Raw genomic sequence first — 22887 nt, 5'->3', positions numbered from 1 at the left:
GGCCTATTCTGAACGCATGTACTTCACCGACCGTGGCATCGAGGAACTGGAGAAGCGGCGAGGCGAGGAGGAGGTCACCTTCGAGTGGCTCGCCGAGCAGCTGCGGACCTTCGTCGATCTCAACCCCGACTTCGAGGTGCCGGTCGAGCGCCTCGCGACCTGGCTGGCCCGTCTCGACGACGAGGACGAGGACGAGTAGCGGGACCGCTCGGGACGGCTGAGGCCTGAGGGACCCGGACGGAGCGGGCGCCCCTGCGGGCCACGGGTGCGGCCCGAGGTCCCTTACGGGGCGTGCCGTCGGCGGTCGGGGACGAGCCCGAGCGCCCCGTGGACGACGAGGAGCGCGCCGGCCGTCGTCCAGCCGCCGCTGCGGCGGCGGATCCCCCGGACGAGCAGGGGCACACCGGCCGCGAGCTGGGCCGCGCCGAGCAGCCTGGCCCAGGGCCCGAGCCCGTACGGGTAGGGGTACGGGCCGGGCGGGCCGCCCTCCGCCGCGTCGCGTTCGGCGCGCACGGCGTCGCGCAGGCCGCCCTCTTCGAGGAGTTCGGCGCCCTGGTCGTGGGCGGCGGCGCGCAGCCGGTCGGCGCTCTCGCCGGGGGCGAGGCCCTCGGGCAGGGCGAGTCCGGTGCGGGTGAGCACGGCGGTGAGGCCGACGAGCCGGGCGTGGGCGTCGGCGTCCGGGTCGGGCTTGGTGAGCGGTTCGAGGGCCTGGACGTCGAGGACCGGGTCGAGGCCGAGCCGCGCGGCGAAGGTGTGGACGGCCTCGTCCTCGCCGACCGGGGTGCCGTCGGCGAGCCAGGTGTAGCCGACGGTGCGACGGAAGCCCGAGGCGAGGGTGAATCCGGCGCGGTCCGCGTCCCACCACAGCGCGAGGACGGGCCGGCCGGCGGCGGCGACCGCGAGGGCGGTGGCCCAGCCGGTGACGACCCGCTCGACGGGCTCCCCGTCGTCGAGCCAGGGCTTCCCCTCGGGTACGAGGACGGTCCAGTCGGGTCCGGCGGGGGCGAGCAGCAGCTGTTCCCGCAACAGTCGGGCGGGCGGACGGACCGTCGGGGGCTCGGCACGGCAGAGCAGCAGAGCTCCGGCGGGGCGGGGTCCCGGTCTCACGTTCATGGCCCCACGCTAGGGCAATTCGTCCCGGTACGACGGTGAATGCCCCACCCCGAGTCGACCCTGTCAGGGAAGAGTCGGGGTTGACTCGGCGGTACCGCGATATATCGTGTCCATCGAGAGACGCGATATGTTGCGTCGTCGGCGGTCCGCTCGCGGCGCCGGCGTCCGCCTGACACGGGAGGTCAGCACCATGACAGAGTGGTCCGTCACTGAGCCCCGCACGATCCCGCTGACCGACTCCGTGACCCGGCTCCGGATCCGCGTGGTCAACGGCACGGTGAACGTCGTGGGCACCGACGAGAGTTCCGCCCGCGTGGAGATCTCCGAGATCGAGGGCCCTCCGCTCGTCGTCACGCACGAGGGCTCCACCCTGACCGTGACCTATGAGGACCTGCACTGGAAGGGCCTCCTCAAGTGGCTGGACCCGTCCGGTCACCGGCGCCGGGCCGTCGTCTCGGTCGCCGTCCCGGCCGGCACCGACGTCGAGGTCGGCGCGGTCGGCGCCGAGACCGTGGTGTCCGGTGTCCGGGGACACACGGCGGTGCGCGGTGTCACTGGTGACACCACCCTCGTCGGCCTGTCCGGGCCGGTCCGCGCCGAGACCGTGTCGGGCAATCTGGAGGCGCAGTCCGTCACGGGAGCCCTCCACGTCAACTCGGTGACCGGCGACGTCACCGTCATCGAGGGCGCCGGCGCCGCCGTGAAGGCGGAGACCGTCAGCGGCGACATGGTCATCGACCTCGACCCGTCGGCCGGCCTGGACGGGCCGCCCGCCGACATCCGGCTCACCAGCGTCTCCGGCGAGGTCGCCATCCGGCTGCCGCATCCCGCCGACGCCACGGTGCAGGCGTCCACCACCAGCGGCTCCGTCTCCAACGCCTTCGAGGACCTGCGGGTCGGCGGGCAGTGGGGCGCCAAGTCCATCACCGGCACCCTCGGCGCCGGGCGCGGCACACTCAGGGCGACCACGATCTCCGGTTCGATCGCCCTGCTGCGCCGCCCCGAGCCGGAGCCTGACGGCGACGGCTGGGCCGCCGCCTCCCCCGCCTCCGGAAAGGTCCTCTGACATGCCGCCCGTCTTCGCCCACGGCCGTCTGCGTCTCTACCTGCTCAAGCTGCTCGACGAGGCCCCCCGCCACGGGTACGAGATCATCCGCCTCCTGGAGGAGCGCTTCCAGGGGCTCTACGCCCCCTCGGCGGGCACGGTCTACCCGCGCCTCGCCAAGCTGGAGGCCGAGGGTCTGGTCACCCATGCCACCGAGGGCGGCCGCAAGGTCTATTCGATCACCGACGCCGGCCGCGCCGAGCTGGCCGGACGCGGTGGCGAACTGGCCGACCTGGAGGTGGAGATCCGCGAGTCCGTCTCCGAGCTGGCCGCCGAGATCCGCGACGACGTGCGCGGCGCCGCGGGCAAGCTGCGCAGCGAGATGCGGGCGGCGGCGAGCGCGTCCCGGAGCACGGGTTCGTCCTTCGCCGACGCCAAGGAGGAGCTGCGCAAGGCGAAGCAGGAGTGGCGGGAGCAGGCCCGTCAGGCGCGTGCCGAGGCCCAGTCGGCCCGGCGCCAGGCCAAGGAGTTCCAGCGGATCGCCCGTCAGGTCCAGGAGCAGGTCCAGGACCGGATGGCGCGCGGCGAGTGGCCGAAGGGCGTCTGGGAGGGCATCTCGGACATCACCTCCCAGCTCGGCGACCTGGTGACGGGCACGGTCCACGGCCCGGTGCACGGCACGGCCGCGGGGCGGCCCTCCTCCGCCGAGCAGGCCGTCTCCGACTGGGCCAAGGACATCGACGGCGCCGCCGAGCCGGCCCGCGAGCTGGACCGGCTCCTGGACCGCTTCCGCGACGACGTCCGCGACGCGGCGAGGGACCACGGCGTCAGCCGCGACCAACTCGCCGAGGCCCGCCGCCACCTGGGTGCGGCGGCGGAGAGCATTCTGTCCCTGCTGGACCCGGACCGGAGAAACGCGTAGGAGCCGCCGGGGTCCTGCTTGAGCCGGACCCCGGCCCACTCCCCGGACCCCGGCGGCCTTCCCATTCCTGGCCCTTCGACCGCTCCCGTCCCGGCCCCTCGACCGCTCCCGGTCCCGGCCGGCGCACGGCGGCGCCCCGCCTCAGCCGCGCACGGCGGTCACCGTCACCGTCACGCGGGTGTCCGGGGCGGCGAGGACCAGGGCCCTGCCCGGGGACGGACGCAGCACGATCGCCTTCCCCCGGGCCTCGACCTGCCAGCTGCCCGGGGGCAGGGAGAGCTCGGTGAGCCGGGGGCCGCGCCGGCCGGCGGAGTCGTAGTCGAGGCGGTAGACGCCGGCCAGGGAGTCGTAGGAGGCCGACCGGACGGTGCCGGCGACGGCCTCCGCGTACGGCTCCGCGGTCAGCTCCTTGTTCGTACGGAAGGTTCCGGAGCCGTCCACGGCGCAGTAGCCGCCCCCGTAGCACCAGACATAGCCCGCCCAGCCGGAGCCGTAGCGGCCGAGCGAGGCCATGGCGTCCCGGTAGAAGCGGTTCATGTTCGGCAGGGAGTTGTTGAGCGGGCCCCACTCCCCCACGATCACGGGGACCTTGTACTCCTTCGGGTACAGGGTCACGGCCTGCTCGTAGCTCTCGATCCAGCCGGCCGCGGGGTCGTAGTCGGCGCCGGCCTCCATGCCGGTGTTGTAGAAGTGCGGGGCGTAGACCACCTTCGGGTCGTCGATCCGGCCGAGGCCGGTCGGCACGCCCTCGCCGACGATGGGGGTCGGCTCCACGAAGACCCAGCCGTCGCGGTCGGCCGAACGGACCGCGTCCGCCAGCCTGTTGTACATCGGCGTCAGCTGCTCGCGTTCGATCCGGCGCGCGGCGGTCGGCAGGTCCTCGCCCTCCCGCAGCTCACCCATGGGCTCGTTGATCAGGTCGTAGCCGAGGACGGCCGGGTGGTCGCGGAAGCGGTCGGCGAGCACCCGCCACATCCGGGCCTGGGCGGCCCGCAGGTCCGGGTCCTCGTAGAGGTGGGTGAAGGCCCGTTGCACGGCCGGCTCGAAGTACTCGGAGAACCAGTCGTCGGGACGCGGGGTGAAGGGCAGCCCGTCGGTCCTGGTCGCCCACTCCGGGATGCCCCGGTGGCCGAAGGCGGGCCCGAAGACGTCCTGGTGGGCGTCGATGAGAACGAGGACGTCGTGCTTCTCGGCCCAGTCGAGGACGCGCTCGATCTTGCGCAGATAGTCCTGGCTGTAGTGGCCGGGCCGCGGCTCCAGGTCGTCCCAGAAGACCAGGAGCCGGGCGAAGTTGAAGCCCTTGGCCCGCATGTCGCGGAAGTGCTTCTCGGTGATGGCGGAGAGCGCGGCCTCGCCCCGGTTCACCTTGTCCTCGACGTTCCAGCCGCGCAGGGTGAGGGTGCGTCCGTGCGAGTCGGTGAGGACGGGTATCGCGTCCCCGCCGGTGTCCGCCCGGGCGGTGGCGGTCGGGGCGAGCAGCGAGGCGGCGACGGCGCCCGCCACAAGGGTGGTTCGCAACAAGGGGACCTCCGGCACGACGATGTGAGCGTTGTTCACCTTTCGCGGTGCCGGAGATCCCATCAGCAGGACCGGGCAGTATCAAGAGGTCGTGAGGACGATCTTTCCGAAGAGTTCGCCGGAGGCCATCTTCTCGAAGCCCTCACGGGCCCGGTCGAGCGGCAGCACCTCGTCGATGACCGGCCGCAGACCCGTCGCGGCGCAGAACGAGAGCAGGTCCTCCAGCTCGTCCTTGGAGCCCATGGTCGAGCCGACCACCTTCAGCTCCAGGAAGAAGATCCGGGTCAGCTCGGCGTGCGAGGGCCGGTCGCCGCTGGTGGCACCGGAGATGACCAGCGTGCCGCCGGGGCGCAGCGACTTCACCGAGTGGGACCAGGTGGCGGCGCCGACGGTCTCGATGACGGCGTCGACCCGCTGCGGCAGCCGCGCCCCGGGCTCGTACGCCTCGACGGCACCGAGCTCGACGGCCCGCTTCCGCTTGGCCTCGTCCCGGCTGGTGGCGAAGACCCGCAGACCGGCCGCCTTGCCCAGCGCGATGGCAGCGGTGGCGACCCCGCCGCCCGCCCCCTGCACGAGGACCGAGTCGCCGGGCCGCACACCGGCGTTGGTGAAGAGCATCCGGTACGCGGTGAGCCAGGCGGTCGGCAGACAGGCGGCCTCCTCGAAGGAGAGCTCCTTCGGCTTGGGCAGCACGTTCCAGCTGGGCACGGTGACCCGCTCGGCGAAGGTGCCCTGGTAACGCTCGGTCAGGATGGAGCGGGGCTCGTCGGGGCCGACACCGTGACCGGACTGGCCGATGACGGAGTGCAGCACGACCTCGTTGCCGTGCTCGTCCAGCCCCGCGGCGTCACAGCCGAGGATCATCGGCAGCTTCCCCTCGGGCAGTCCGACCCCGCGCAGTGACCACAGGTCGTGGTGGTTGAGCGAGGCGGCCTTGACGGTGACGGTGGTCCAGCCGGGACGGGTCTCGGGCTCGGGGCGTTCGCCCAGTTCGAGGCCGTTCAGGGGCTGGTCGCGGTCGATTCGGGCAGCGTAGGCAGCGAACATGCCGTGAGCGTAGGGCGACGGCGGTACGTGGCGGAACCACACACCGGTGTGACGCATGTCCCGCCGGCCGCCTCCTGGTGCTCGGCTCGCCTCCGGGCGCCTCATGCGTGCGTCGACGGTCGGCCGTGCTCGGCCACTCGTCCCCCCCTCCTGGTGCTCGGCTCGCCTCCGGGCGCCTCATGCGTACGTCGACGGTCGGCCGTGCTCGACCACTCGTCCCTCGCGGCCTGCGCGCGCCCTCGCTTTCGACACCCGCGGCGCCCTTCGGCTCGCTCGCGAGGGTCCCGGGAACACGCGAGGGGCCCCGCACCGGCCTGGGCTGGTGCGGGGCCCCTCGCGTACGGCGGCCGCGTCAGCGGCGGGCGACGCCCTCCGCGCGGGCGGCGGCGGCGACCGCGGCCGCGACAGCCGGGGCGACCCGCTCGTCGAACGGCGACGGGATCACGCAGTCGGCGGCGAGCTGGTCGCCGACCACGTCCGCGATGGCGTTGGCCGCGGCGATCTTCATGCCCTCGGTGATCCGGGAGGCCCGGACCTGGAGCGCGCCGGCGAAGATGCCGGGGAACGCGAGGACGTTGTTGATCTGGTTCGGGTAGTCCGAACGGCCGGTGGCCACGACCGCCGCGTACTTGTGCGCGACGTCCGGGTGCACCTCGGGGTTCGGGTTGGCCATGGCGAACACGAAGGCGTTCGGCGCCATGGACGCGACGGCCTGCTCCGGGACCGTACCGCCGGAGACACCGATGAAGACGTCGGCGCCGGCCAGGGCGCTCTCCAGGGAGCCGGTGAGGCCCGCCTTGTTGGTGAGCTCGGCGATCTCGCGCTTGACGTCCGTGAGGTCCTCGCGGTCACGGCTGACGATGCCCTTGCGGTCGGTCACGGCGACGTCGCCGAGCCCGGCCTCCAGGAGGAACTTCGCGATGGCCACACCGGCCGCACCGGCGCCGGAGATGACGCCGCGCAGCTCGCCCAGGGTCCGGCCGGTCAGCTTCGCCGCGTTGCGGAGGGCGGCGAGGGTGACGATCGCGGTGCCGTGCTGGTCGTCGTGGAACACCGGGATGTCCAGGCGCTCCTGGAGCTTGCGCTCGATCTCGAAGCACCGGGGCGCCGAGATGTCCTCCAGGTTCACGCCGCCGAAGGACGGGGCGAGCCGGACGACGGTCTCGACGATCTCGTCGGTGTCGGTGGTGGCGAGCGCGATCGGCACCGCGTCCACGCCTCCGAACTGCTTGAAGAGGATGGCCTTCCCCTCCATGACCGGAAGCGAGGCCTCCGGGCCGATGTCGCCGAGTCCGAGCACCGCCGTGCCGTCGGTCACGACCGCGACGACCTGAGACTTCCAGGTGTAGTCGTTGACCAGCTCGGGCTGCTCCGCGATTGCCGTGCACACCTTGGCGACGCCGGGCGTGTACGCGAGGGACAGGTCGTCCTTGTCGCGCAGCGGCACCGTGGCCGAGATGGCCATCTTGCCGCCGCGGTGCAGCGCGAAGGCCGGATCGAAGGGCTCACCGGGAGCCCCTTCCGTACCGCTCTCGCTGCGAGGATTGACGATCTCCGCTGCCATTGGGTTGACCCCTTAAGTCTTCTTCATTTGAGGGTGGCCGCTCCCGGTTGAGGAGGGGTGGGTGGGTCCCGCGGCCGCCGTGTCTGGCAGCCGCGCGGGCACGCCGCACAACGCGCCCTGAGCCCCGGATGAGGGGTGTAAGGATCCTTCTTACCGGACAGACGGCTCCGGAGACGAGTCGATGAAGCTTCGGTGACACGACTCATACCGAGCGCTACCGGACACGCACGGAGGACGACACGTCACTCGATGTCCGGATAGATGCTTTCCCGACCCGAATAGCGGCCTTCTTGTCGTCCGAATGGCGAGATCCACAGGAGAATTTTCGGTGCGGGTGACACCTCTCCGGAGAAGGTTTTGCCTTGGGAGGACTGGCCACGGGGTTTCGGCCACATCCCGTTACCCGATTTTGACATCCTTGGCCGTCGGTTTGCGGCAGTCCGAATGGCAAGATGCCGTAATCACACGAGGTCGCGGCACTCGAAGGTGCGTACGCGGCCTAAGGCAACTCCCTCACACGCCGGAGGAACCCGACCATGACCGCACGCTCCACGCGCTGTACGACCGCCGCCAAGACCCGCACCTCCCGTCTTGCCGCGGTCGCCGCCATCGCGGTCGCCGGCTCGATGCTGCTGACCGCCTGTGGCGACCAGACCGAGGGCGGCTCCACCAAGGAGGGCGGCGACTCCACGGCCGCCGCGAGCAAGGCCCCGCTGTTCTCGAAGCTCCCGGCCGACATCCAGAAGGCCGGCGTCATCAAGGTCGGCACGGACGCCTCGTACGCCCCCATGGAGTTCACCGAGGGCGGCAAGATCGTCGGCGTCGACCCCGACATCGCCCAGGCGCTGAGCAAGCAGCTCGGCGTCGAGTTCAAGTTCACCTCGGGCACCTTCGACGGTCTGATCACCTCGATCTACACCGGCCGCCAGGACCTGATCATGTCCTCGATGACGGACAACGAGAAGCGCCGGGAAGGCCTGGACGACAACGGGAAGAAGATCGGCAAGGGCATCGACTTCGTCGACTACTTCAGCTCCGGCGTGTCCCTGCTGGTCAAGAAGGGCAACCCGCACGGCGTCAACTCCCTCGACGACCTGTGCGGCAAGACCGTCGCCGTCCAGCGCGGCACGATCTACGAGGACACCTTCAAGGCGCAGGCCGCGAAGTGCGGCGCGAAGAAGCTCACCATCCAGGCCTTCGACACCGACGCCGAGGCCCAGACCCGCGTCAAGGCCGGTGGCGCCGTCGCCGACCTGAACGACTACCCGGTGGCCGCGTACATCGCCAAGACCTCCGGCGGCGGCAACGACTTCGAGGTCGTCGGCAGCCAGAGCGACGTCGGCCTCTTCGGCATCGGCGTGTCCAAGGACAAGCCCCAGCTGCGCGACGCCATCAAGGAGGCGCTCGACGCGATCATCAAGGACGGCTCCTACGCCGAGGTCCTGAAGAAGTGGAACGTCGAGGGCAGCGCCGTGAAGTCGGCGACGATCAACGCCGGCAAGTGATCCCCTCGCTCCTCGCTCCACTGAAGGGCAGTCGTCGTGACTGACAAGATCTCCAAGGACCCGGCCGCCGCACCGGCCGGGTCCGGCCCCTCGGGCACGCCCTACGAGGCGATCAAGGCCATCCCCGTACGCCACTACGGCCGCTGGATCAGCGGTGTCGTGGTCGTCGTCCTCCTCGGATGGCTGCTCTACGCCTTCTCCCAGGGCAACATCATCTGGGACACCGTGTGGGACAAGCTGTTCGACACGTCGATCCTCGACGGCCTGCTGAACACGGTGATCATCAGCATCGCCTCCATGGCGCTCGGCCTGGTGCTCGGCATCGTGTTCGCCGTGATGCGCCTGTCGAAGAACCCGGTCACCGGCGCGGTCGCCTGGCTCTACATCTGGTTCTTCCGCGGCACCCCGGTGTACGTGCAGCTGCTGGTGTGGTTCAACCTGTCGCTGATCTTCGAGTACATCAACCTCGGGCCGATCTACAAGAACGAGACCGTCGACGTCATGACGCCGTTCATGGTCGCGCTGCTCGGCCTCGGCCTCAACGAGGGCGCCTACATGGCGGAGATCGTCCGCGCGGGCATCCAGTCGGTCGACGAGGGCCAGACCGAGGCGGCGCACGCGCTCGGCATGTCCCAGACGAAGACCATGGGCCGGATCGTTCTTCCGCAGGCCATGCGGGTGATCGTGCCGCCGACGGGCAACGAGTTCATCAACATGCTGAAGACCTCGTCGCTGGTCTCGGCCGTGCAGTACACCGAACTGCTGCGCGCGTCCTCCAACATCGGCTCCACGGCCGGCGCCGTCATGGAGATGCTCTTCGTCGCCTCGATCTGGTACCTGGCGCTGACCAGCGTGTTCAGCGTCGGCCAGTACTACCTGGAGCGTCGCTTCTCCCGCGGTTCCCTGCGCTCCCTGCCGCCCACCCCCTGGCAGCGGGTCAAGAAGAACCTGACCACGTTCAAGCGTTCTCCGGAGATGTCAGCATGACCGAGCCCATGGTCAAGGCCGAAGGTGTCCACAAGTCCTACGGCGCCGCGCACATCCTTCGCGGCATCGACCTCGAGGTGCAGAACGGCGAGGTGTTCTGCCTGGTCGGCCCGTCCGGCTCCGGCAAGTCCACCTTCCTGCGCTGCATCAACCACCTGGAGCGCATCGACGGCGGCCGCCTGTCGGTCGACGGCCAGCTCGTCGGCTACCGCCAGAAGGGCGACAAGCTCTACGAGCTGAAGGACAGCGAGGTCGCCGCCCAGCGCCGCGACATCGGCATGGTCTTCCAGCGCTTCAACCTCTTCCCCCACATGACGGCCCTGGCCAACGTGATGGAGGCGCCCATCCAGGTGAAGGGCGAGACGAAGGCAGTGGCACGCGAGCGTGCCGAGCGCCTGCTCGACCGGGTCGGCCTGCGCGACCGCATGGGCAACTACCCCTCGCAGCTCTCCGGCGGCCAGCAGCAGCGCGTGGCCATCGCCCGCGCGCTGGCGATGGAGCCCAAGCTGATGCTCTTCGACGAGCCCACCTCGGCCCTCGACCCTGAGCTGGTCGGTGACGTCCTCGACGTCATGCGCGACCTCGCCGAGTCGGGCATGACGATGATCGTCGTCACCCATGAGATGGGCTTCGCCCGCGAGGTCGGCGACTCCCTCGTCTTCATGGACGGCGGCGTCGTCGTCGAGTCCGGCAACCCGCGGGACGTCCTGACCAACCCGCAGCACGACCGGACGAAGGCGTTCCTGTCCAAGGTGCTGTGAGCCGTACGGAAGGGGCGGTACGGGCCTGAAGCCCGTACCGCCCCTTCGTCGTACGACCGCCCGCTACTTCACGGCGAGCAGCAGCGTGTCGGAGGGCGAGGCCCAGACCGGCCGGGCCTCGCCGAAGCCCGCCGCGCGCAGGGTGTCGGCGTGCCAGCGCGGGGCCGGCATGTCGCCGTCGGCGTGCTCGCCGTAGATCGCGAAGCGGCGGGCGGTGGGCTCGGCGAGGACCGGGTCGGCGGCGGCGACGGCCCACCAGTCGGCCCAGTCGAGGGCGCCGGCGGCCTTGTCGCGCTCCATGCGGGCGTGGCGCTGGGCCCGCTCGGCGGCGTTGATGCGGGGCGTGGTCTCGTCGATCATGTGGTCGGCGTTCATGAAGACGCCGCCCTCGCGCACCAGCCCGGCCAGCTGCCCGTAGAGGGCCGCCAGCGGCTCGCTGTGCAGCCAGTGCAGGGCGGTGGCGGTGAGCACGGCGTCGTACGTGTCGTGGGGCAGCGCGGCGGTCCAGGCGGGGTCCTTGAGGTCCGCGGTCACCAGGGTGACGCGCGGGTCGCCGGCGAAGTAGCCCTCGGCGATGGCCAGCAGCGCCGGGTCGAGGTCGACGCCGGTGCTGGTGGCGTTCGGGAACCGCTGGAGGAGCCGGTCCGTAATACTTCCCGTACCGCAGGCGAGGTCGAGGACGCGGGGCTCGGGCCCCACGAGCGCCTCGACCATGTCGAGCATCACGCGGAACCGCTCCTCGCGGTCCGGCATGTACCACTCCTGCTGACGGTCCCAGCTCTGCTGCCAGGCCGCCCAGTCGGTTCCGGTCGTCGCCGCGTCCGTCATTGGCTCTTCCCTCACCCTCGTCGTAATACCCTCGAAGGGGAAGCGTCGCTTACCCTTCCCCCGCCCCGACCCTAGCCCGCCGGAGTAAGGACTACAAGTGGAACTGGCCTATTACTCGGATTACGCCGTGCGCCTGGTCAACACCGAGGAGCCGTCCCGCGGCAAGGACTCCCTCAGCTCCGTCGAGGCGGTCCGCGAGCTCTTCGGCGAGGCCTCCCAGATGGCCCGGCGGGTGACGGACTCCGACGTGACCCGCTTCCGCTCGGTCCGGAGCCGGCTGCGCGCGGTCTTCACCGCGGCCGACGAGGGCGACCAGACCCAGGCCGTCGACCTGCTGAACTCGCTTCTGCTCGAGTTCCCGGTCAGCCCGCAGATCTCCGGCCACGACTACCTCGACGAGGAGGGCCGGCCCCGCTGGCACATGCACCTCGCCGATCACCCGTCGAACGCGACCGCGGGCTACGCCGCCATCGCCGCGATGGGCCTCGCCTTCCACCTCACGGAGTTCGGCGCCGACCGCCTCGGCCTGTGCCAGGCCGCGCCCTGCCGCAACGCCTACCTCGACACCTCGACCAACCGTTCCCGCCGCTACTGCTCCGACCGCTGCGCCACCCGCGCCAACGTGGCCGCCTACCGGGCCCGCAAGCGCCAGGAGGCGGAGCGGACCGGCCGCACCGAGGAGAAGAGCCAGGAGAGCACCACGCCGACCGAGCGCTGACGCCCGGGGGTGACGGGCCGGTACCGTGCCCGTACCCGCCCGAGCACGAGAGACGGCGGCACGACCCCGAACACCCGGCTGTCGCCCTCCGCGTCCGGGTTGTCCCCCAGCACCCACCAGCCGGCGTCCCGCCGCTCGACCAGCCGCTTCACGATGAGCAGATCCTGCTGCAGCGGATGCCGCAGCACGGCCACGTTCCCCGGCCGCAACCGCGCCCCGTAGTGCACGAAAAGCCGATCGCCGTGCAGCAGCGTGGGCACCATCGACACCCCCGTGACCTCGGCGATCCCGAACGGGGCCCCGGTCTCCTGCCCCGGCTCTCGCCCCGACTCCACCATTCGGCACCTCCCGGTCCGATCGTCCACGAGTCCCATGCCGACCCTGGACTTTTGTCCTAAGCCACAGGGGGCGCTCGCGAAAACACGCTTCTCACGGAGTAATGTCCCACCTGAGAAGACGATCACGAGGAAGGACAGCAGCATGCTTTCCCGCCTGTTTGCCCCCAAGGTGAAGGTCAGCGCCCACTGCGACCTCCCCTGCGGCGTTTACGACCCGGCCCAGGCCCGCATCGAGGCCGAGTCGGTCAAGGCCGTCCAGGAGAAGTACCAGGCGAACGAGGACCCGCACTTCCGGGCCCGCGCCACCGTCATCAAGGAGCAGCGTGCGGAGCTCGCCAAGCACCACGTCTCGGTGCTGTGGAGCGACTACTTCAAGCCCCCGCACTTCGAGAAGTACCCCGAGCTGCACACGCTCATCAACGACACCCTGAAGGCCCTGTCGACGGCGAAGGCCTCGACGGACCCGAAGACGGGCGAGAAGGCGCTGGAGCTCATCGCCGAGATCGACCGGATCTTCTGGGAGACGAAGAAGGCCTGACCTTCCCTCCGCTCCAGCCGTGAAGGGGCCCGACCGCACGCCGGTCGGGCCCCTTCCGCTCGGGTCACCTCCGGCAGACGAGCACGCCAGCCAGGCAGGTGATCTCGAAGGTCCCGTTCCGCTCGATGTGGTCGGTCACCCGTTCGCGGGCCCGTTCGACGGTGGCGTCGAAGGGGACGTCGTGCTGGTCGGCCCAGGCCCGGTAGGAGGCCATGTAGGCGACGACGGGTTCGGGGTCGGGGACATGGATGGTCCCGGGCAGTTCCACGACCTCCACACGGCCGAACTGCTCGCCGAGGAGGGCCGGGGCCTTCTCCAGGGAGAAGCGGGCGCCGAGCGAGATCCTGGCCGGCCCGCGATCGACGCCGAGGACGTCGCCGGCGGCCCGCTGCCAGAGGTCGTCGAGTTCGGGTTTGTCGCGGTCGCTGTTGGTGGAGGCGATCACCGACCCGTCTCGGGTCACGATCCGGGCCAGCTCCCTGACCGCCCGGGGAATGTCGGGCACGTGGTACAGCATGTGCATCGCGAGCGCCGCGTCGACGCTCCCCGCCGCCAGCGGCAGCCTCGTGGCCTCTGCCACGGCGACCGGGCCGGGGACGCCGGCGAGAATCCCCGGCGCGATGTCGAGACCGAGCACGGTCAGGTCCGGACGGTCCCGGCGGAGCCGCCGGATGTACGTGCCGTTGCCGCAGCCGATGTCGACGACCCGGCCGCGTACACCCCCCAGCCGCTCGGCGACGAGGCCGGGCAGGTCGTACCGGGGCGTCTGCCACCGGTACAGCGACTGCCGGGCGGCCAGGTCCCGGTCCCCGTCGTAGGCGCTGCCCGCCAGGCGGGCCCGGTCGGTGACGGCGGCGTCGTGGGCGGCGGACAGATCGGTCACGGCAACTCCGGAGGGTGGGCGGCGGGCAGGGACGCACGGTCGACCATGTGCTGGAGTCGTTCCCGCAGGCGCACCGCCTGCGCGGTCCACCGTAGTGCGGCCCTCCTGTCACGCGCCCGGGAATGACGAACCGACGCACGATCTGGCCGACATGCGCCGGTCGTGGAGTACGGAGCTCAGCCATCCGCATCCCGAAGGAGCCGGGGTCACTCAGTCCGGGGCGAGGAGTCAGTCGCAGGGTGGGTGGCGGGTGGAGGCGGGTCGGTCGGAGGGGTACGGGCGTGCGCCCCGAGCCATTCGCCGGCGCCCCTCAGTCCACCGGCCAGGTGTAGCGCCGTTTCTCCTTCGAGGTCGCTCCCAGGCGGTCGTAGAAGCGGATCGCGCCCTCGTTCCACGTCGGCGTCTGCCACTGGACGAAGGGGAGACCCAGGGCCCGGGCCTCCTCGCGGACCGCGGCCATCAGGAGGGGGCCGAGGCCGTGGCCGCGGGCTGACTCCGTGAGGTAGAGGCAGTCCATGTGGAGGTACTCGGCGGCGTCCCAGGTGGAGAGTTCGGGGGCGCAGGTGGCGTAGCCGGCGAGGGTGGTGCCGGGGAGTTCGGCGACCAGGCAGCGCAGGCGCGGGATCGCGGGCTCGAAGAGGAGGCGGTGCAGGCGGGTGGCGAGGTCGGGCGGCGGAGGTGCGGCGTTCTCGTAGGCGGCGTGCTCCCCGGCGAGTTCGGCCACCCGGGCCAGGTCTTCGGGCCGGGCACGCCGGACGACTGCGCCCGTCATCGGACGTCACCGCCCGCCGGGCGGGCCACGGCGCCCCTCATCGGACCTCGCCCTCCAGGGTGTCGGCCGTCCACGCCGCCAGGCGGGCGGTGGCCGGGCCGGTGCCGTCGAGGACGTGGTGGACGAAGGAGTCGCGCTCGTGGGCGAGGACCGCGGCCTCCCAGACGCAGGGGGCGAGCCCGGACCGGCCGGGGCGCAGGGCGTCGGGGCGGCCGGCCGGGCCGGTCCAGATGGCCAGGTCGGACATGTGGCCCTCGATCCAGGTGTGGACGAGGACGTAGTCGCCGTCCCCGCCCGCGTGCACGAGCAGCACCGCGAGGCCGAGCGAACCCCGGTGGCGGCCGGCGGCGAGGTGGTCGGCGGCGAGCGCGAGCGCGGGGGCCGCCTCCGCCTCGCCGACCGTACGGCCAGGGGCCTCGATGCCGTACACCTTGACGTGATGGCCCGCGAGCTCGCGCGCCCCCAACGGCCGTACCGCACGGGCGTGGTGGCCCTCCGCGAGCGCCAGGACGGCGTCCCATTCGTTCTTCATACCGTCATCATGCACGGTCCCGCCGTCCCGCCCGCGCGCAGCCACCGGCGGTACGGGGCGGCGCCCAGGGCCACCTCCCGGTAGGCGGCGGCCAGTTCCGCGTAGGGCCGGTCGAGCGGCACGCCTGGTGCGCCGTACAGCAGCAGCCGGACGGCCAGCGGGTCACCGCGCAGCGGGCGGACGGCCATGTCCTCGCGCGGGCCCGAGGTGGGCTGGCAGGGGGCGACGGCCTCGCCGAGGGCGATGAGCGAGGCGGCGGTGTGGTAGTCGGCGTGCAGCACCGGCGGGTCGAGGCCCGCCGCGCCCAGGACCCGGCGCAGCCCGTCCCATTCGCCGTCCACGGCCGGGTCGACGGCCCACCGGTCCTGAGCCAGGTCGGCGAGTTCCACGACCTCGTGCGCGGCGGCCGGATGGTCCCGCGCCATGGAGACGAACTGCGGCTCCCGTTCGACCAGGACGCGTCCCCGCAGTCCGTCCGGGACCCGCAGCGGGCAGCCCTCGACCTCGTGGACGAAGGCCAGGTCGAGCTGCCCGGCGGCGACCGTGCGCAGCAGGACGTGGGCGGAGACGTCCACGCGCAGCGCGATGTCGGTGCCGGGCAGACCCTGGCGGAGGCGGCGCAGCCAGCCCGGCAGGGCGCGGCTGGCGGTGGAGCCGACGCGCAGCGCGGGGCCGCCGGTGCGGGCGGCGGCGGCCCGGGTCTCGCTGATCAGCGCGGTCATGCCGTCGACGAGGGGGCGGGCGCGGCTGAGGACGGCGCGGCCGAGCGGGGTGGGGTGACAGCCGGTGCGGCCGCGGGAGAACAGCTCGGCGCCGAGGGCGTTCTCGATGCGGCGCAGCTGGGTGGTCAAGGAGGGCTGGCTGACGCCGAGTTGGCGGGCGGCCTTGTGCAGACTGCCGGTGTCCGCGATGGCGCAGAGCGCCCGCAGGTGCCTCACCTCCAGCTCCATGGCCCGAGGTTAGGGCGAGGGTCGCCCACCGCACCAGACCGTCGTCCGCCGGGCCGTCGTCCACCGGGCCGGCACTCGGGGGCCGACACCCGTGGCCGCGGCCGTGGCCGACCCCCGCCGGACGATGCCCGGGCCGTCAAGTGCCCGCCGATAGCGTCGGGTTATCGGCGGATGGCATCATTCCCCACCCACCCCGGCTCCCCCGACACTCTCCTCAACCCCACAGGAGGAGCCCCCCATGAGACACCCGAAGGTCCTCACGTCCCTGCTGACCACCGCCCTCGGTGCCGGCCTCACCCTCTCCCTCGCAGCCGCCCCCGCCGCCGCGCTCCCCACCGCGGCTCCCGCCGCCCCCGCGGTGGCCTACGCCGGCTCCGCCGAGGAGGCCAAGGCCAACCAGGCGTTCTTCGAAGCCGTCGTCGCGTCGGTCGCGAAGAAACGGGCCGCCGCGCCTGGTGCCACCGCCGTCACCGTGGTCTACAGCGCCGCCAACGCGCCCACCTTCCGCACTCAGATCGCGCGTTCGACGCAGATATGGAACAGCTCCGTCGTCAACGTCCGCCTGGTGGAGGGGTCCAACCCCGACTTCCGGTACTACGAGGGCAACGACTCCCGCGGCTCGTACGCGAGCACGGACGGCCACGGCAACGGCTACATCTTCCTCGACTACCGGCAGAACCAGCAGTACAACTCGACCCGCGTCACCGCCCACGAGACCGGGCACGTGCTCGGCCTCCCCGACCACTACAGCGGCCCGTGCAGCGAGCTGATGTCCGGCGGCGGGCCCGGCACGTCCTGTACGAACGCCTACCCGAACGCGCAGGAGCGGGCCCGCGTCGACCAGCTGTGGCGCTACGGGCTCGCCTCCGCGTTCAAGACGGACTGAGCGAGACCCGGCGCGATCGGGCGAGACCGAGCGAGGTGGGCCGCACGAGGGGCTGCCGGCGGCTGTGCGGCGGCCGGCAGCACCGTCAGGCGGCCTGGGGCAGCCTCCGGCCGAACTCGGTGCCCGGCGGCAGCTGGCGGCGGACCCTGCTCAGGGCCTCCTCGAAGTCACCGCCGGCGATTCCGGACTCGAACGCGGCACCCCCGTAGTGGAGGGTGAGGCTGAGGTCGGCCCGCTCGCCGAGGGTGAGCAGGCAGCTGAGCGTGGCCTGCTGGGTGACGCCGTCCGCGACGACGGGGAGCGGCAGGTCCCACTCCAGGACGCAGCCGGTGAGGGCCTGCCCGCCCTCGCCCGCGGCACGCAGGGCGTCGAAGCTCGCGCCCGTGTACTCGATTCCCCTGATCCGGGTGGCCACATGGCTCCCGTCGGCCGTGATGACGATCGCTTCCGCACCACGGCGGTCCCGGTACCAACCGGTCCAGACTTCTGTCGACTCCGATGACATGCGCGGACTGTAGCGGTATGACCGGCTCGGGCGCGCGGCCGGTCACCCAGGGGCCGGACTTCTCCCGGTCTCGCCGTTCTTGCCGGTCACGTGCGTGGTAGTGGCATCCGCGCCACCGGACGGGCCCTCGGCCCCGCCGCCCGGGCCGGGTCGCGCGCCGGGTCCGGCCCCCGCTTCCAGGACCCCCTCGGGGGCCTCGTACCGCGGGCACTCCGGATTGGCGCAGGGCTGCACCTCCCACTCCGGCACCCAGGCCCCGAGGACCTTGTGCCGCTTGGCGAGCACCTGGAGGGGCTGTCCGCAGGCCGGGCACGAATGCCGGGCCAGCGGGTCCCTCGTCGTGTGCGGAAGGTCGCCGCTCATGACTCCAGGGTAGGACGCGCGCCCCGTCACCGCTTCCTGGTGTACGTGCGGACCAGTACGCCGTTGTCGAAGCTCCGGACGTCTCCCAGGGTGAAGTCGCGCGGGGAGAAGTCGGCGCCGAACATCGGCATGCCCGCCCCGAAGACCTGCGGGTAGGTCTTGATGACCAGCTCGTCGATCTCGTCGATGAGCTCGCCCGCGATGGTCGACCCGCCGCAGAGCCAGATGTCGAGCGGGCCGTCCTCCGCCTTGAGCTCGCGGACGCGGCCGACGAGGTCCTCGGCGATCAGCTCGACGTGGGGGTCGGGCGACTCGGTCAGCGAGCGGGTCGCGACGAGTTCCCGCAGGTGGGCGTACGGGCTGGTGATGCCGACGTCCAGGCCGACGCGGTACGAGTTCAGGCCCTGGAGCACGGTGTCGTAGTGGCGGGCGGGCGTGCCGGGCTCGATGCCGAGGACCGGCCAGGCGTGGGCGGCGATCGTCTCGGGGTACTCCGCCTTCAGGTACTCCAGGTACTCCCCCGTCACGTACGAGTACGTGGCGGAGCCGTCGCCCTTCGGATCGCCGATGAAGCCGTCGATCGAGCAGGCGACGAAGTAGGTGAGCTTGCGCAAACCGGATCTCTTTCCGTAGATGGCGTGGCCTTGTTGACCACTACGTTGATAGTGCTTCACTCGTAGTGGTTTGCGCAAGCCTTTTCTCGTCCTCCGATGCGCGCGTCAGCGGCTCCGCCGCGTCACGAACTCCGCGAGCGCCAGCAGGTCCTCTGCCGCCGACAGGTCCGGCACCGCCCGCGAGAGCTGCTCCACGGCCCGCGCCATCCGCTCCGCCGCCTGGTTCTGCGCCCAGTCCCGGCCGCCCGCCCGCTCCACCGCGTCCGCCGCCGCCCGCACCGCATCGGCGTCGAGGGTCGGGCGGGCGTACAACGCGGCCAGCTCCTCCCCCGCCGGGGTGCCGGAGACGAGCGCCGCCACGACGGGCAGCGACTTCTTGTGGGCGACGAGATCGGCACCGGCCGGCTTGCCGGTCCGTCCCGGGTCGCCCCAGATGCCGATCAGGTCGTCGATCAGCTGGAAGGCGAGGCCGGCCTCCCGGCCGAAGGCGTCCAGTGCCGCGACCGCGTCCTCGTCCGCGCCCGCGTACAGGGCGCCGAGCGCGCAGGCGCAGCCCAGCAGGGCGCCGGTCTTGGCGGTGGCCATCGCCACCACCTCGTCGAGACCGACCTCGTGCGGGCCGCGCTGTTCGAAGGCGCAGTCCGCCTGCTGGCCCGCGCAGAGCTCGATGACACAGGCGGCCAGCCGGGCCGCGGCCTCGGTGCAGGCCGGGTGCGGGTCCTCGGCGAGCAGCCGCAGCGCGAGCGCGTTCATGGCGTCGCCGGCGAGCAGCGCGTCGGGGATGCCGAAGACGGCCCAGGCGGTGGGGCGGTGGCGGCGGGTCGGGTCCTGGTCGACGATGTCGTCGTGGAGCAGGGTGAAGTTGTGGGCCAGCTCCACGGCGGCCGCGGCCTTCACGGCCGGGGCCGGGTCGGCGCCGAGCGCGCGGGCGGCGGCGAGCACCAGGGCCGGCCGGATGGCCTTGCCCGCGTGCCCCGCGGCGGGGCTGCCGTCCGCGTGCTCCCAGCCGAAGTGGTACTTCGCGATACGCCGTATGGATCCCGGCAGCGACTCGACGGTCGTCCGCAGCTGGGGGTCGACGACGCTGCGCGCCCGGTCCAGGAGCAGCACGGCGCCCTGTCCTCCGGTCGCGGTGTCCGCGGAGGTCGTGGTGGTCGTGGTGGTCATGTTCAACAGTCGCTTTCCTCACAGCCTGTACGGCGGCTCCCCGCTGCGGGAGCCGGGAGAGTCGGGAGTGCCCGGCGGGGGCGGTCGGCCGCCCCCGCCGGGCGGGAGGCCGGCTCACCGCCAGCGGCTGACCTCCACGTTCTCCAGGACGCCCAGCGCGTCGGGGACCAGGACGGCCGCCGAGTAGTAGGCCGTGACGAGGTAGGAGATGATCGCCTGCTCGTCGATGCCCATGAAGCGGCACGACAGGCTGGGCTCGATCTCGTCGGGAAGACCGGGCTGGTGCAGACCGATCACGCCCTGCTCGGACTCGCCCGTACGCATGCAGATGATGGACGTGGTGCCGGTGTCGGAGACCGGGATCTTGTCGCAGGGGTAGATCGGCACCCCGCGCCAGGTCGTGATCCGGGTGCCGTCGACGTCGATGGTGTCGGCGACCAGGCCGCGCCGGTTGAGCTCGCGGCCGAAGGCGGCGATGGCGCGTGGGTGGGCCAGGAACATCCTGGAGCCGCGGCGGCGGGAGAGCAGCTCGTCCAGGTCGTCCGGCCCGGGCACGCCGTCGTGGGGCTGGAGGCGCTGCCCGTAGTCGCAGTTGGAGAGGAGACCGAACTCCTTGTTGTTGACGAGCTCGTGCTCCTGGCGCTCGCGCAGCGCCTCGACCGTGAGCCGCAGCTGCTGCTCGGTCTGGTTCATCGGCTGGTTGTAGAGGTCGGCCACGCGGGTGTGGACCTTCAGCACGGTCTGGGCGACGCTCAGCTCGTACTCGCGCGGGGAGGCGTCGTAGTCCACGTAGGTGTGCGGCAGGACGGCCTCGCCGACGTGGCCGGCGGACAGGTCGATGGCCGCCTCGCCGTACTGGTTGGTGCGCTGCCGGGGCAGCGTGGCGTACTCCGCGAGATGACCGGCGAGCGAGCCGGCCCGCTCGGCGAGGTTGAGCACGTCGGCCCTGGTGAGCTCCAGGACCGTACAGGCGGTGGCGGCGCGGGCGGTCCACTCCCAGGTGGCGTCCGCGCTGACCAGCGAGCTGTCACCGAAGTAGGCGCCGTCGGCGAGGACGCCGAGGACGGCCTCGTCCCCGTAGGGTCCCTCGCCGACCTGCTCGACCTTTCCGTGGGCGAGCAGGTGGACCCGGTCGTTGGTCTCGCCGCGGCGGGCGATGACCTCGCCCGCCGCGTATTCGCGCTGCCGGCAGCGGGCCGCCAGCTCCGCGAGGGCCTCCTCGTCGTCGTAACCGCGCAGGGCGGGGAGCTCGCCGAGCTCGGCCGGGATCACGGCGACGCGCTCACCGGTCTGCACGAAGGTGACGCGGCCGTCACCCACGGCGTAGCTGAGCCTCCGGTTCACCCGGTACGTGCCACCCTTGACCTGCACCCACGGCAGCGTCCGCAGCAGCCAGCGGGAGCTGATCTCCTGCATCTGCGGGACCGACTTGGTGGTGGTCGCGAGGTTCCGCGCGGCGGCGGTCCCGAGACTCTGCTGCGGGGCCTCCCGGCCCGCGCGGACCTCGTCGCCAACCGAACCAACGGACATGGAACTCCCTCTCGATACGACAGACCTGCGAGGGGAAGCCTTTCAGCACGGAGCGTGCCCGCGCCATTACACAAAAGAGTGGGAGTTGACGTCGCTTCGTTCGGGCACTGGCGCACGACGACCGCGCGAACGACGCGACACCGCTCTGCCGTCGGGCCGCGTTCTGTCCGGATCGGCTCGCACACGGTCCGAACGGATGGCAGCGGAGTCGACGCCTCCGGTACTCCGGAAGAACCGCGATCCCTGCCTGAAAGGAGCCGGTCATGGCCTCACCCATGTCCGCGAGCCGCTTCCTCGACGCGCTGCGCGACGAGGGTCTGACGGTCGTCGAGGTCGGCGACTGGCGTACCCACAACCGCAACCACAAAGGCCCCTGGGGCCCCGTGCACGGCGTGATGATCCACCACACCGTCACCCGGGGCACCAGCAACACCGTCCGCATCTGCCGGGACGGCCACAGCGGCCTGCCCGGCCCGCTGTGCCACGGCGTGATCGCCAAGGACGGCACCGTCCACCTGGTCGGCTACGGCAGGGCCAACCACGCCGGTCTCGGCGACGACGAGGTGCTGCGGGCGGTCATCGCCGAGAAGCGCCTGCCGCGCGACGACGAGGCCACCACGGACGGCAACCGCCACTTCTACGGCTTCGAGTGCGAGAACCTCGGCGACGGCGAGGACCCGTGGCCGAAGGTGCAGCTGGACGCCATCGCCAAGGCCGCGGCGGCGGTGTGCCGGGTCCACGGCTGGACCCACCGCTCGGTCATCGGCCACCTGGAGTGGCAGCCGGGCAAGGTGGACCCGCGCGGCTTCACCATGGCGTCGATGCGCCAGCGGATCGCCGACCGGCTGCGCTGACCTCCCGCGAGGGCGGCGAGAATGGCCGGGTGAACGCGTTCGATCCCGCCCGCCTGCGGCCCCGGCTCCCTTCCCCCCTGGAGCCGGCCGTGGACGAGCGCTTCACCCGGCGCGGCCTGACGCTGCTGCTCAAGCGGGACGACCTGATCCATCCCGACCTGCCCGGCAACAAGTGGCGCAAGCTCGCCCTCAATCTGCGGGAGTCCGGCGGACGGCCGGTGCTCACCTTCGGGGGCGCGTACTCCAACCACCTGCGGGCGACGGCCGCCGCCGGCCGACTGCTCGGCTTCGCCACGATCGGCGTCGTGCGCGGGGACGAGCTGGCCGGCCGGCCGCTCAACCCGTCGCTCGCGCGCTGCGCGGCGGACGGCATGCGGCTGGTGTTCGCCGACCGCGCCACGTACCGCGCGAAGCACGAGCCCGAGGCCCTGGCCCGGCTCCTGGCGCTGGCCGGCGCCCCCGATGACGTGTACGTGGTCCCCGAGGGCGGCAGCAACGCGCTCGCCGTCCAGGGCTGCGTGGAGCTCGGGCGCGAGCTGAACGGCGCCGCCGACGTGGCAGCGGTCGCCTGCGGCACCGGCGGGACCCTTGCCGGCCTGGCCGCCGGCTTCGAGGGCCGGACCCTGGGCGTCCCGGTCCTCAAGGGCGGCTTCCTCGGCGGGGAGGTCCGCGCCCTCCAGGAGGCGGCGTTCGGCGGCACGCGCGGTGACTGGCGGCTCGACGAGCGCTTCCACTTCGGCGGCTACGCCCGTACGCCCCCGGAACTCGACGCTTTCGCACTGGAGTTCGGCGCGCGGCATGAACTCGCCATCGAGCGACTCTATGTCGCCAAAATGCTCTACGGACTGACCGTCCTCGCCGAGGAGGGCGCCTTCGGCCCCGGCACCCGGATCGCCGCCGTCGTCACCGGGGCGCCCGAGCCTCGGGAAGACACCCTCTAGGAGGCG

General features: G+C 72.0%; 26 protein-coding genes. 11 read left to right on the top strand and 15 right to left on the bottom strand.

Going from position 1 to position 22887, the window contains the following annotated elements; genetic code table 11:
* Positions 1-16 precede the first annotated feature (16 nt).
* Positions 17-199, top strand: a complete 183-nt coding sequence (locus ABTZ91_RS07225) for a DUF6104 family protein (protein ID WP_003961784.1) — start codon at positions 17-19, stop codon at positions 197-199.
* A gap of 83 nt (positions 200-282) precedes the next feature.
* Here the strand turns inward: ABTZ91_RS07225 and ABTZ91_RS07220 are convergent, their stop codons facing one another.
* Positions 283-1113, bottom strand: coding sequence for a hypothetical protein (locus tag ABTZ91_RS07220; protein WP_352076141.1), 831 nt, complete (start codon positions 1111-1113; stop codon positions 283-285).
* Between the two features lie 190 nt (positions 1114-1303).
* On the opposite strand from ABTZ91_RS07220, the gene ABTZ91_RS07215 reads away from it, so the two are divergent.
* Together ABTZ91_RS07215 and ABTZ91_RS07210 are read left to right on the top strand one after the other, a co-directional pair.
* Entirely contained in the window at positions 1304-2179 is an 876-nt protein-coding gene (locus ABTZ91_RS07215; protein ID WP_352076140.1) for a DUF4097 family beta strand repeat-containing protein, read from the top strand.
* A gap of 1 nt (position 2180) precedes the next feature.
* Positions 2181-3080, top strand: a complete 900-nt coding sequence (locus ABTZ91_RS07210; RefSeq protein ID WP_352076139.1) for a helix-turn-helix transcriptional regulator — start codon at positions 2181-2183, stop codon at positions 3078-3080.
* Positions 3081-3221: 141 nt separating this feature from the next.
* On the opposite strand, the gene ABTZ91_RS07205 is transcribed toward ABTZ91_RS07210, so the two are convergent.
* The 3 genes from ABTZ91_RS07205 to ABTZ91_RS07195 form a co-directional block, all read right to left on the bottom strand.
* Positions 3222-4601 carry a cellulase family glycosylhydrolase gene (locus tag ABTZ91_RS07205; protein WP_352076138.1) on the bottom strand — a complete coding sequence of 460 codons (1380 nt, stop codon included), beginning with the start codon at positions 4599-4601 and terminating at the stop codon, positions 3222-3224.
* A gap of 78 nt (positions 4602-4679) precedes the next feature.
* Entirely contained in the window at positions 4680-5645 is a 966-nt protein-coding gene (locus ABTZ91_RS07200) for a zinc-binding dehydrogenase (protein WP_352076137.1), read from the bottom strand.
* Between the two features lie 352 nt (positions 5646-5997).
* Complete coding sequence (locus tag ABTZ91_RS07195; RefSeq protein ID WP_352076136.1) at positions 5998-7209, bottom strand: NADP-dependent malic enzyme; 1212 nt, start codon at positions 7207-7209, stop codon at positions 5998-6000.
* Between the two features lie 536 nt (positions 7210-7745).
* Here ABTZ91_RS07195 and ABTZ91_RS07190 point away from each other — a divergent pair.
* The 3 genes from ABTZ91_RS07190 to ABTZ91_RS07180 are packed head-to-tail and all read left to right on the top strand — an operon-like array spanning position 7746 to position 10462.
* Positions 7746-8714 carry an ABC transporter substrate-binding protein gene (locus ABTZ91_RS07190; protein ID WP_352076135.1) on the top strand — a complete coding sequence of 323 codons (969 nt, stop codon included), beginning with the start codon at positions 7746-7748 and terminating at the stop codon, positions 8712-8714.
* A gap of 36 nt (positions 8715-8750) precedes the next feature.
* Complete coding sequence (locus tag ABTZ91_RS07185) at positions 8751-9701, top strand: amino acid ABC transporter permease (protein ID WP_352076134.1); 951 nt, start codon at positions 8751-8753, stop codon at positions 9699-9701.
* Complete coding sequence (locus ABTZ91_RS07180) at positions 9698-10462, top strand: amino acid ABC transporter ATP-binding protein (RefSeq protein ID WP_352076133.1); 765 nt, start codon at positions 9698-9700, stop codon at positions 10460-10462. Before ABTZ91_RS07185 ends, ABTZ91_RS07180 begins: the two co-directional genes overlap by 4 nt.
* Before the next feature lie 63 nt (positions 10463-10525).
* Here ABTZ91_RS07180 and ABTZ91_RS07175 read toward each other — a convergent pair whose 3' ends face one another.
* Positions 10526-11290, bottom strand: coding sequence for a class I SAM-dependent methyltransferase (locus tag ABTZ91_RS07175; RefSeq protein WP_352076132.1), 765 nt, complete (start codon positions 11288-11290; stop codon positions 10526-10528).
* Positions 11291-11387: 97 nt separating this feature from the next.
* Here ABTZ91_RS07175 and ABTZ91_RS07170 point away from each other — a divergent pair, with 97 nt between their 5' ends.
* Positions 11388-12008 (top strand): CGNR zinc finger domain-containing protein, encoded by a 621-nt coding sequence (locus ABTZ91_RS07170; protein WP_352076131.1) that lies wholly within the window; start codon positions 11388-11390, stop codon positions 12006-12008.
* On the opposite strand, the gene sodX is transcribed toward ABTZ91_RS07170, so the two are convergent.
* Entirely contained in the window at positions 11921-12346 is a 426-nt protein-coding gene (sodX, locus tag ABTZ91_RS07165; protein WP_352076130.1) for a nickel-type superoxide dismutase maturation protease, read from the bottom strand. The genes ABTZ91_RS07170 and sodX overlap by 88 nt on opposite strands.
* A 142-nt stretch (positions 12347-12488) precedes the next feature.
* On the opposite strand from sodX, the gene sodN reads away from it, so the two are divergent.
* Entirely contained in the window at positions 12489-12884 is a 396-nt protein-coding gene (gene sodN / locus ABTZ91_RS07160) for a superoxide dismutase, Ni (RefSeq protein WP_019889364.1), read from the top strand.
* 64 nt (positions 12885-12948) lie between these two features.
* Here sodN and ABTZ91_RS07155 read toward each other — a convergent pair whose 3' ends face one another.
* The 4 genes from ABTZ91_RS07155 to ABTZ91_RS07140 form a co-directional block, all read right to left on the bottom strand.
* Complete coding sequence (locus ABTZ91_RS07155; RefSeq protein WP_352076129.1) at positions 12949-13767, bottom strand: class I SAM-dependent methyltransferase; 819 nt, start codon at positions 13765-13767, stop codon at positions 12949-12951.
* Positions 13768-14077: 310 nt separating this feature from the next.
* Entirely contained in the window at positions 14078-14539 is a 462-nt protein-coding gene (locus ABTZ91_RS07150; RefSeq protein WP_352076128.1) for a GNAT family N-acetyltransferase, read from the bottom strand.
* 37 nt (positions 14540-14576) lie between these two features.
* Complete coding sequence (locus ABTZ91_RS07145; RefSeq protein ID WP_352076127.1) at positions 14577-15071, bottom strand: hypothetical protein; 495 nt, start codon at positions 15069-15071, stop codon at positions 14577-14579.
* Complete coding sequence (locus tag ABTZ91_RS07140; protein ID WP_352076126.1) at positions 15068-16021, bottom strand: LysR family transcriptional regulator; 954 nt, start codon at positions 16019-16021, stop codon at positions 15068-15070. Before ABTZ91_RS07140 ends, ABTZ91_RS07145 begins: the two co-directional genes overlap by 4 nt.
* A 238-nt stretch (positions 16022-16259) precedes the next feature.
* On the opposite strand from ABTZ91_RS07140, the gene snpA reads away from it, so the two are divergent.
* Positions 16260-16907 (top strand): snapalysin, encoded by a 648-nt coding sequence (gene snpA, locus ABTZ91_RS07135; RefSeq protein WP_352076125.1) that lies wholly within the window; start codon positions 16260-16262, stop codon positions 16905-16907.
* A gap of 85 nt (positions 16908-16992) precedes the next feature.
* On the opposite strand, the gene ABTZ91_RS07130 is transcribed toward snpA, so the two are convergent.
* The 5 genes from ABTZ91_RS07130 to ABTZ91_RS07110 all read right to left on the bottom strand — a co-directional run bounded on the left by ABTZ91_RS07130 (position 16993) and on the right by ABTZ91_RS07110 (position 21086).
* Positions 16993-17412, bottom strand: coding sequence for a DUF6304 family protein (locus tag ABTZ91_RS07130; protein WP_352076124.1), 420 nt, complete (start codon positions 17410-17412; stop codon positions 16993-16995).
* 42 nt (positions 17413-17454) lie between these two features.
* Positions 17455-17775, bottom strand: coding sequence for a hypothetical protein (locus ABTZ91_RS07125; protein WP_352076123.1), 321 nt, complete (start codon positions 17773-17775; stop codon positions 17455-17457).
* A 26-nt stretch (positions 17776-17801) separates the two neighbouring features.
* Positions 17802-18389: a dihydrofolate reductase family protein gene (locus ABTZ91_RS07120; protein WP_352076122.1), complete on the bottom strand. Its 588-nt coding sequence runs from the start codon at positions 18387-18389 to the stop codon at positions 17802-17804.
* A 105-nt stretch (positions 18390-18494) separates the two neighbouring features.
* Positions 18495-19556 (bottom strand): family 2 encapsulin nanocompartment cargo protein polyprenyl transferase, encoded by a 1062-nt coding sequence (locus tag ABTZ91_RS07115; protein WP_352076121.1) that lies wholly within the window; start codon positions 19554-19556, stop codon positions 18495-18497.
* A gap of 114 nt (positions 19557-19670) precedes the next feature.
* Positions 19671-21086, bottom strand: a complete 1416-nt coding sequence (locus tag ABTZ91_RS07110; RefSeq protein ID WP_352076120.1) for a family 2B encapsulin nanocompartment shell protein — start codon at positions 21084-21086, stop codon at positions 19671-19673.
* A 263-nt stretch (positions 21087-21349) separates the two neighbouring features.
* Here ABTZ91_RS07110 and ABTZ91_RS07105 point away from each other — a divergent pair, with 263 nt between their 5' ends.
* Both ABTZ91_RS07105 and ABTZ91_RS07100 read left to right on the top strand, forming a co-directional pair.
* Positions 21350-21940, top strand: a complete 591-nt coding sequence (locus tag ABTZ91_RS07105; RefSeq protein ID WP_352076119.1) for an N-acetylmuramoyl-L-alanine amidase — start codon at positions 21350-21352, stop codon at positions 21938-21940.
* 29 nt (positions 21941-21969) lie between these two features.
* Positions 21970-22881, top strand: coding sequence for a pyridoxal-phosphate dependent enzyme (locus ABTZ91_RS07100; RefSeq protein ID WP_352076118.1), 912 nt, complete (start codon positions 21970-21972; stop codon positions 22879-22881).
* The last annotated feature ends 6 nt before the right edge of the window (positions 22882-22887 follow it).

Source organism: Streptomyces sp. NPDC126499, assembly GCF_040302485.1.
In the GTDB taxonomy this organism is placed as follows: domain Bacteria; phylum Actinomycetota; class Actinomycetes; order Streptomycetales; family Streptomycetaceae; genus Streptomyces.
This window is presented reverse-complemented; position numbering and strand designations above follow the sequence as displayed.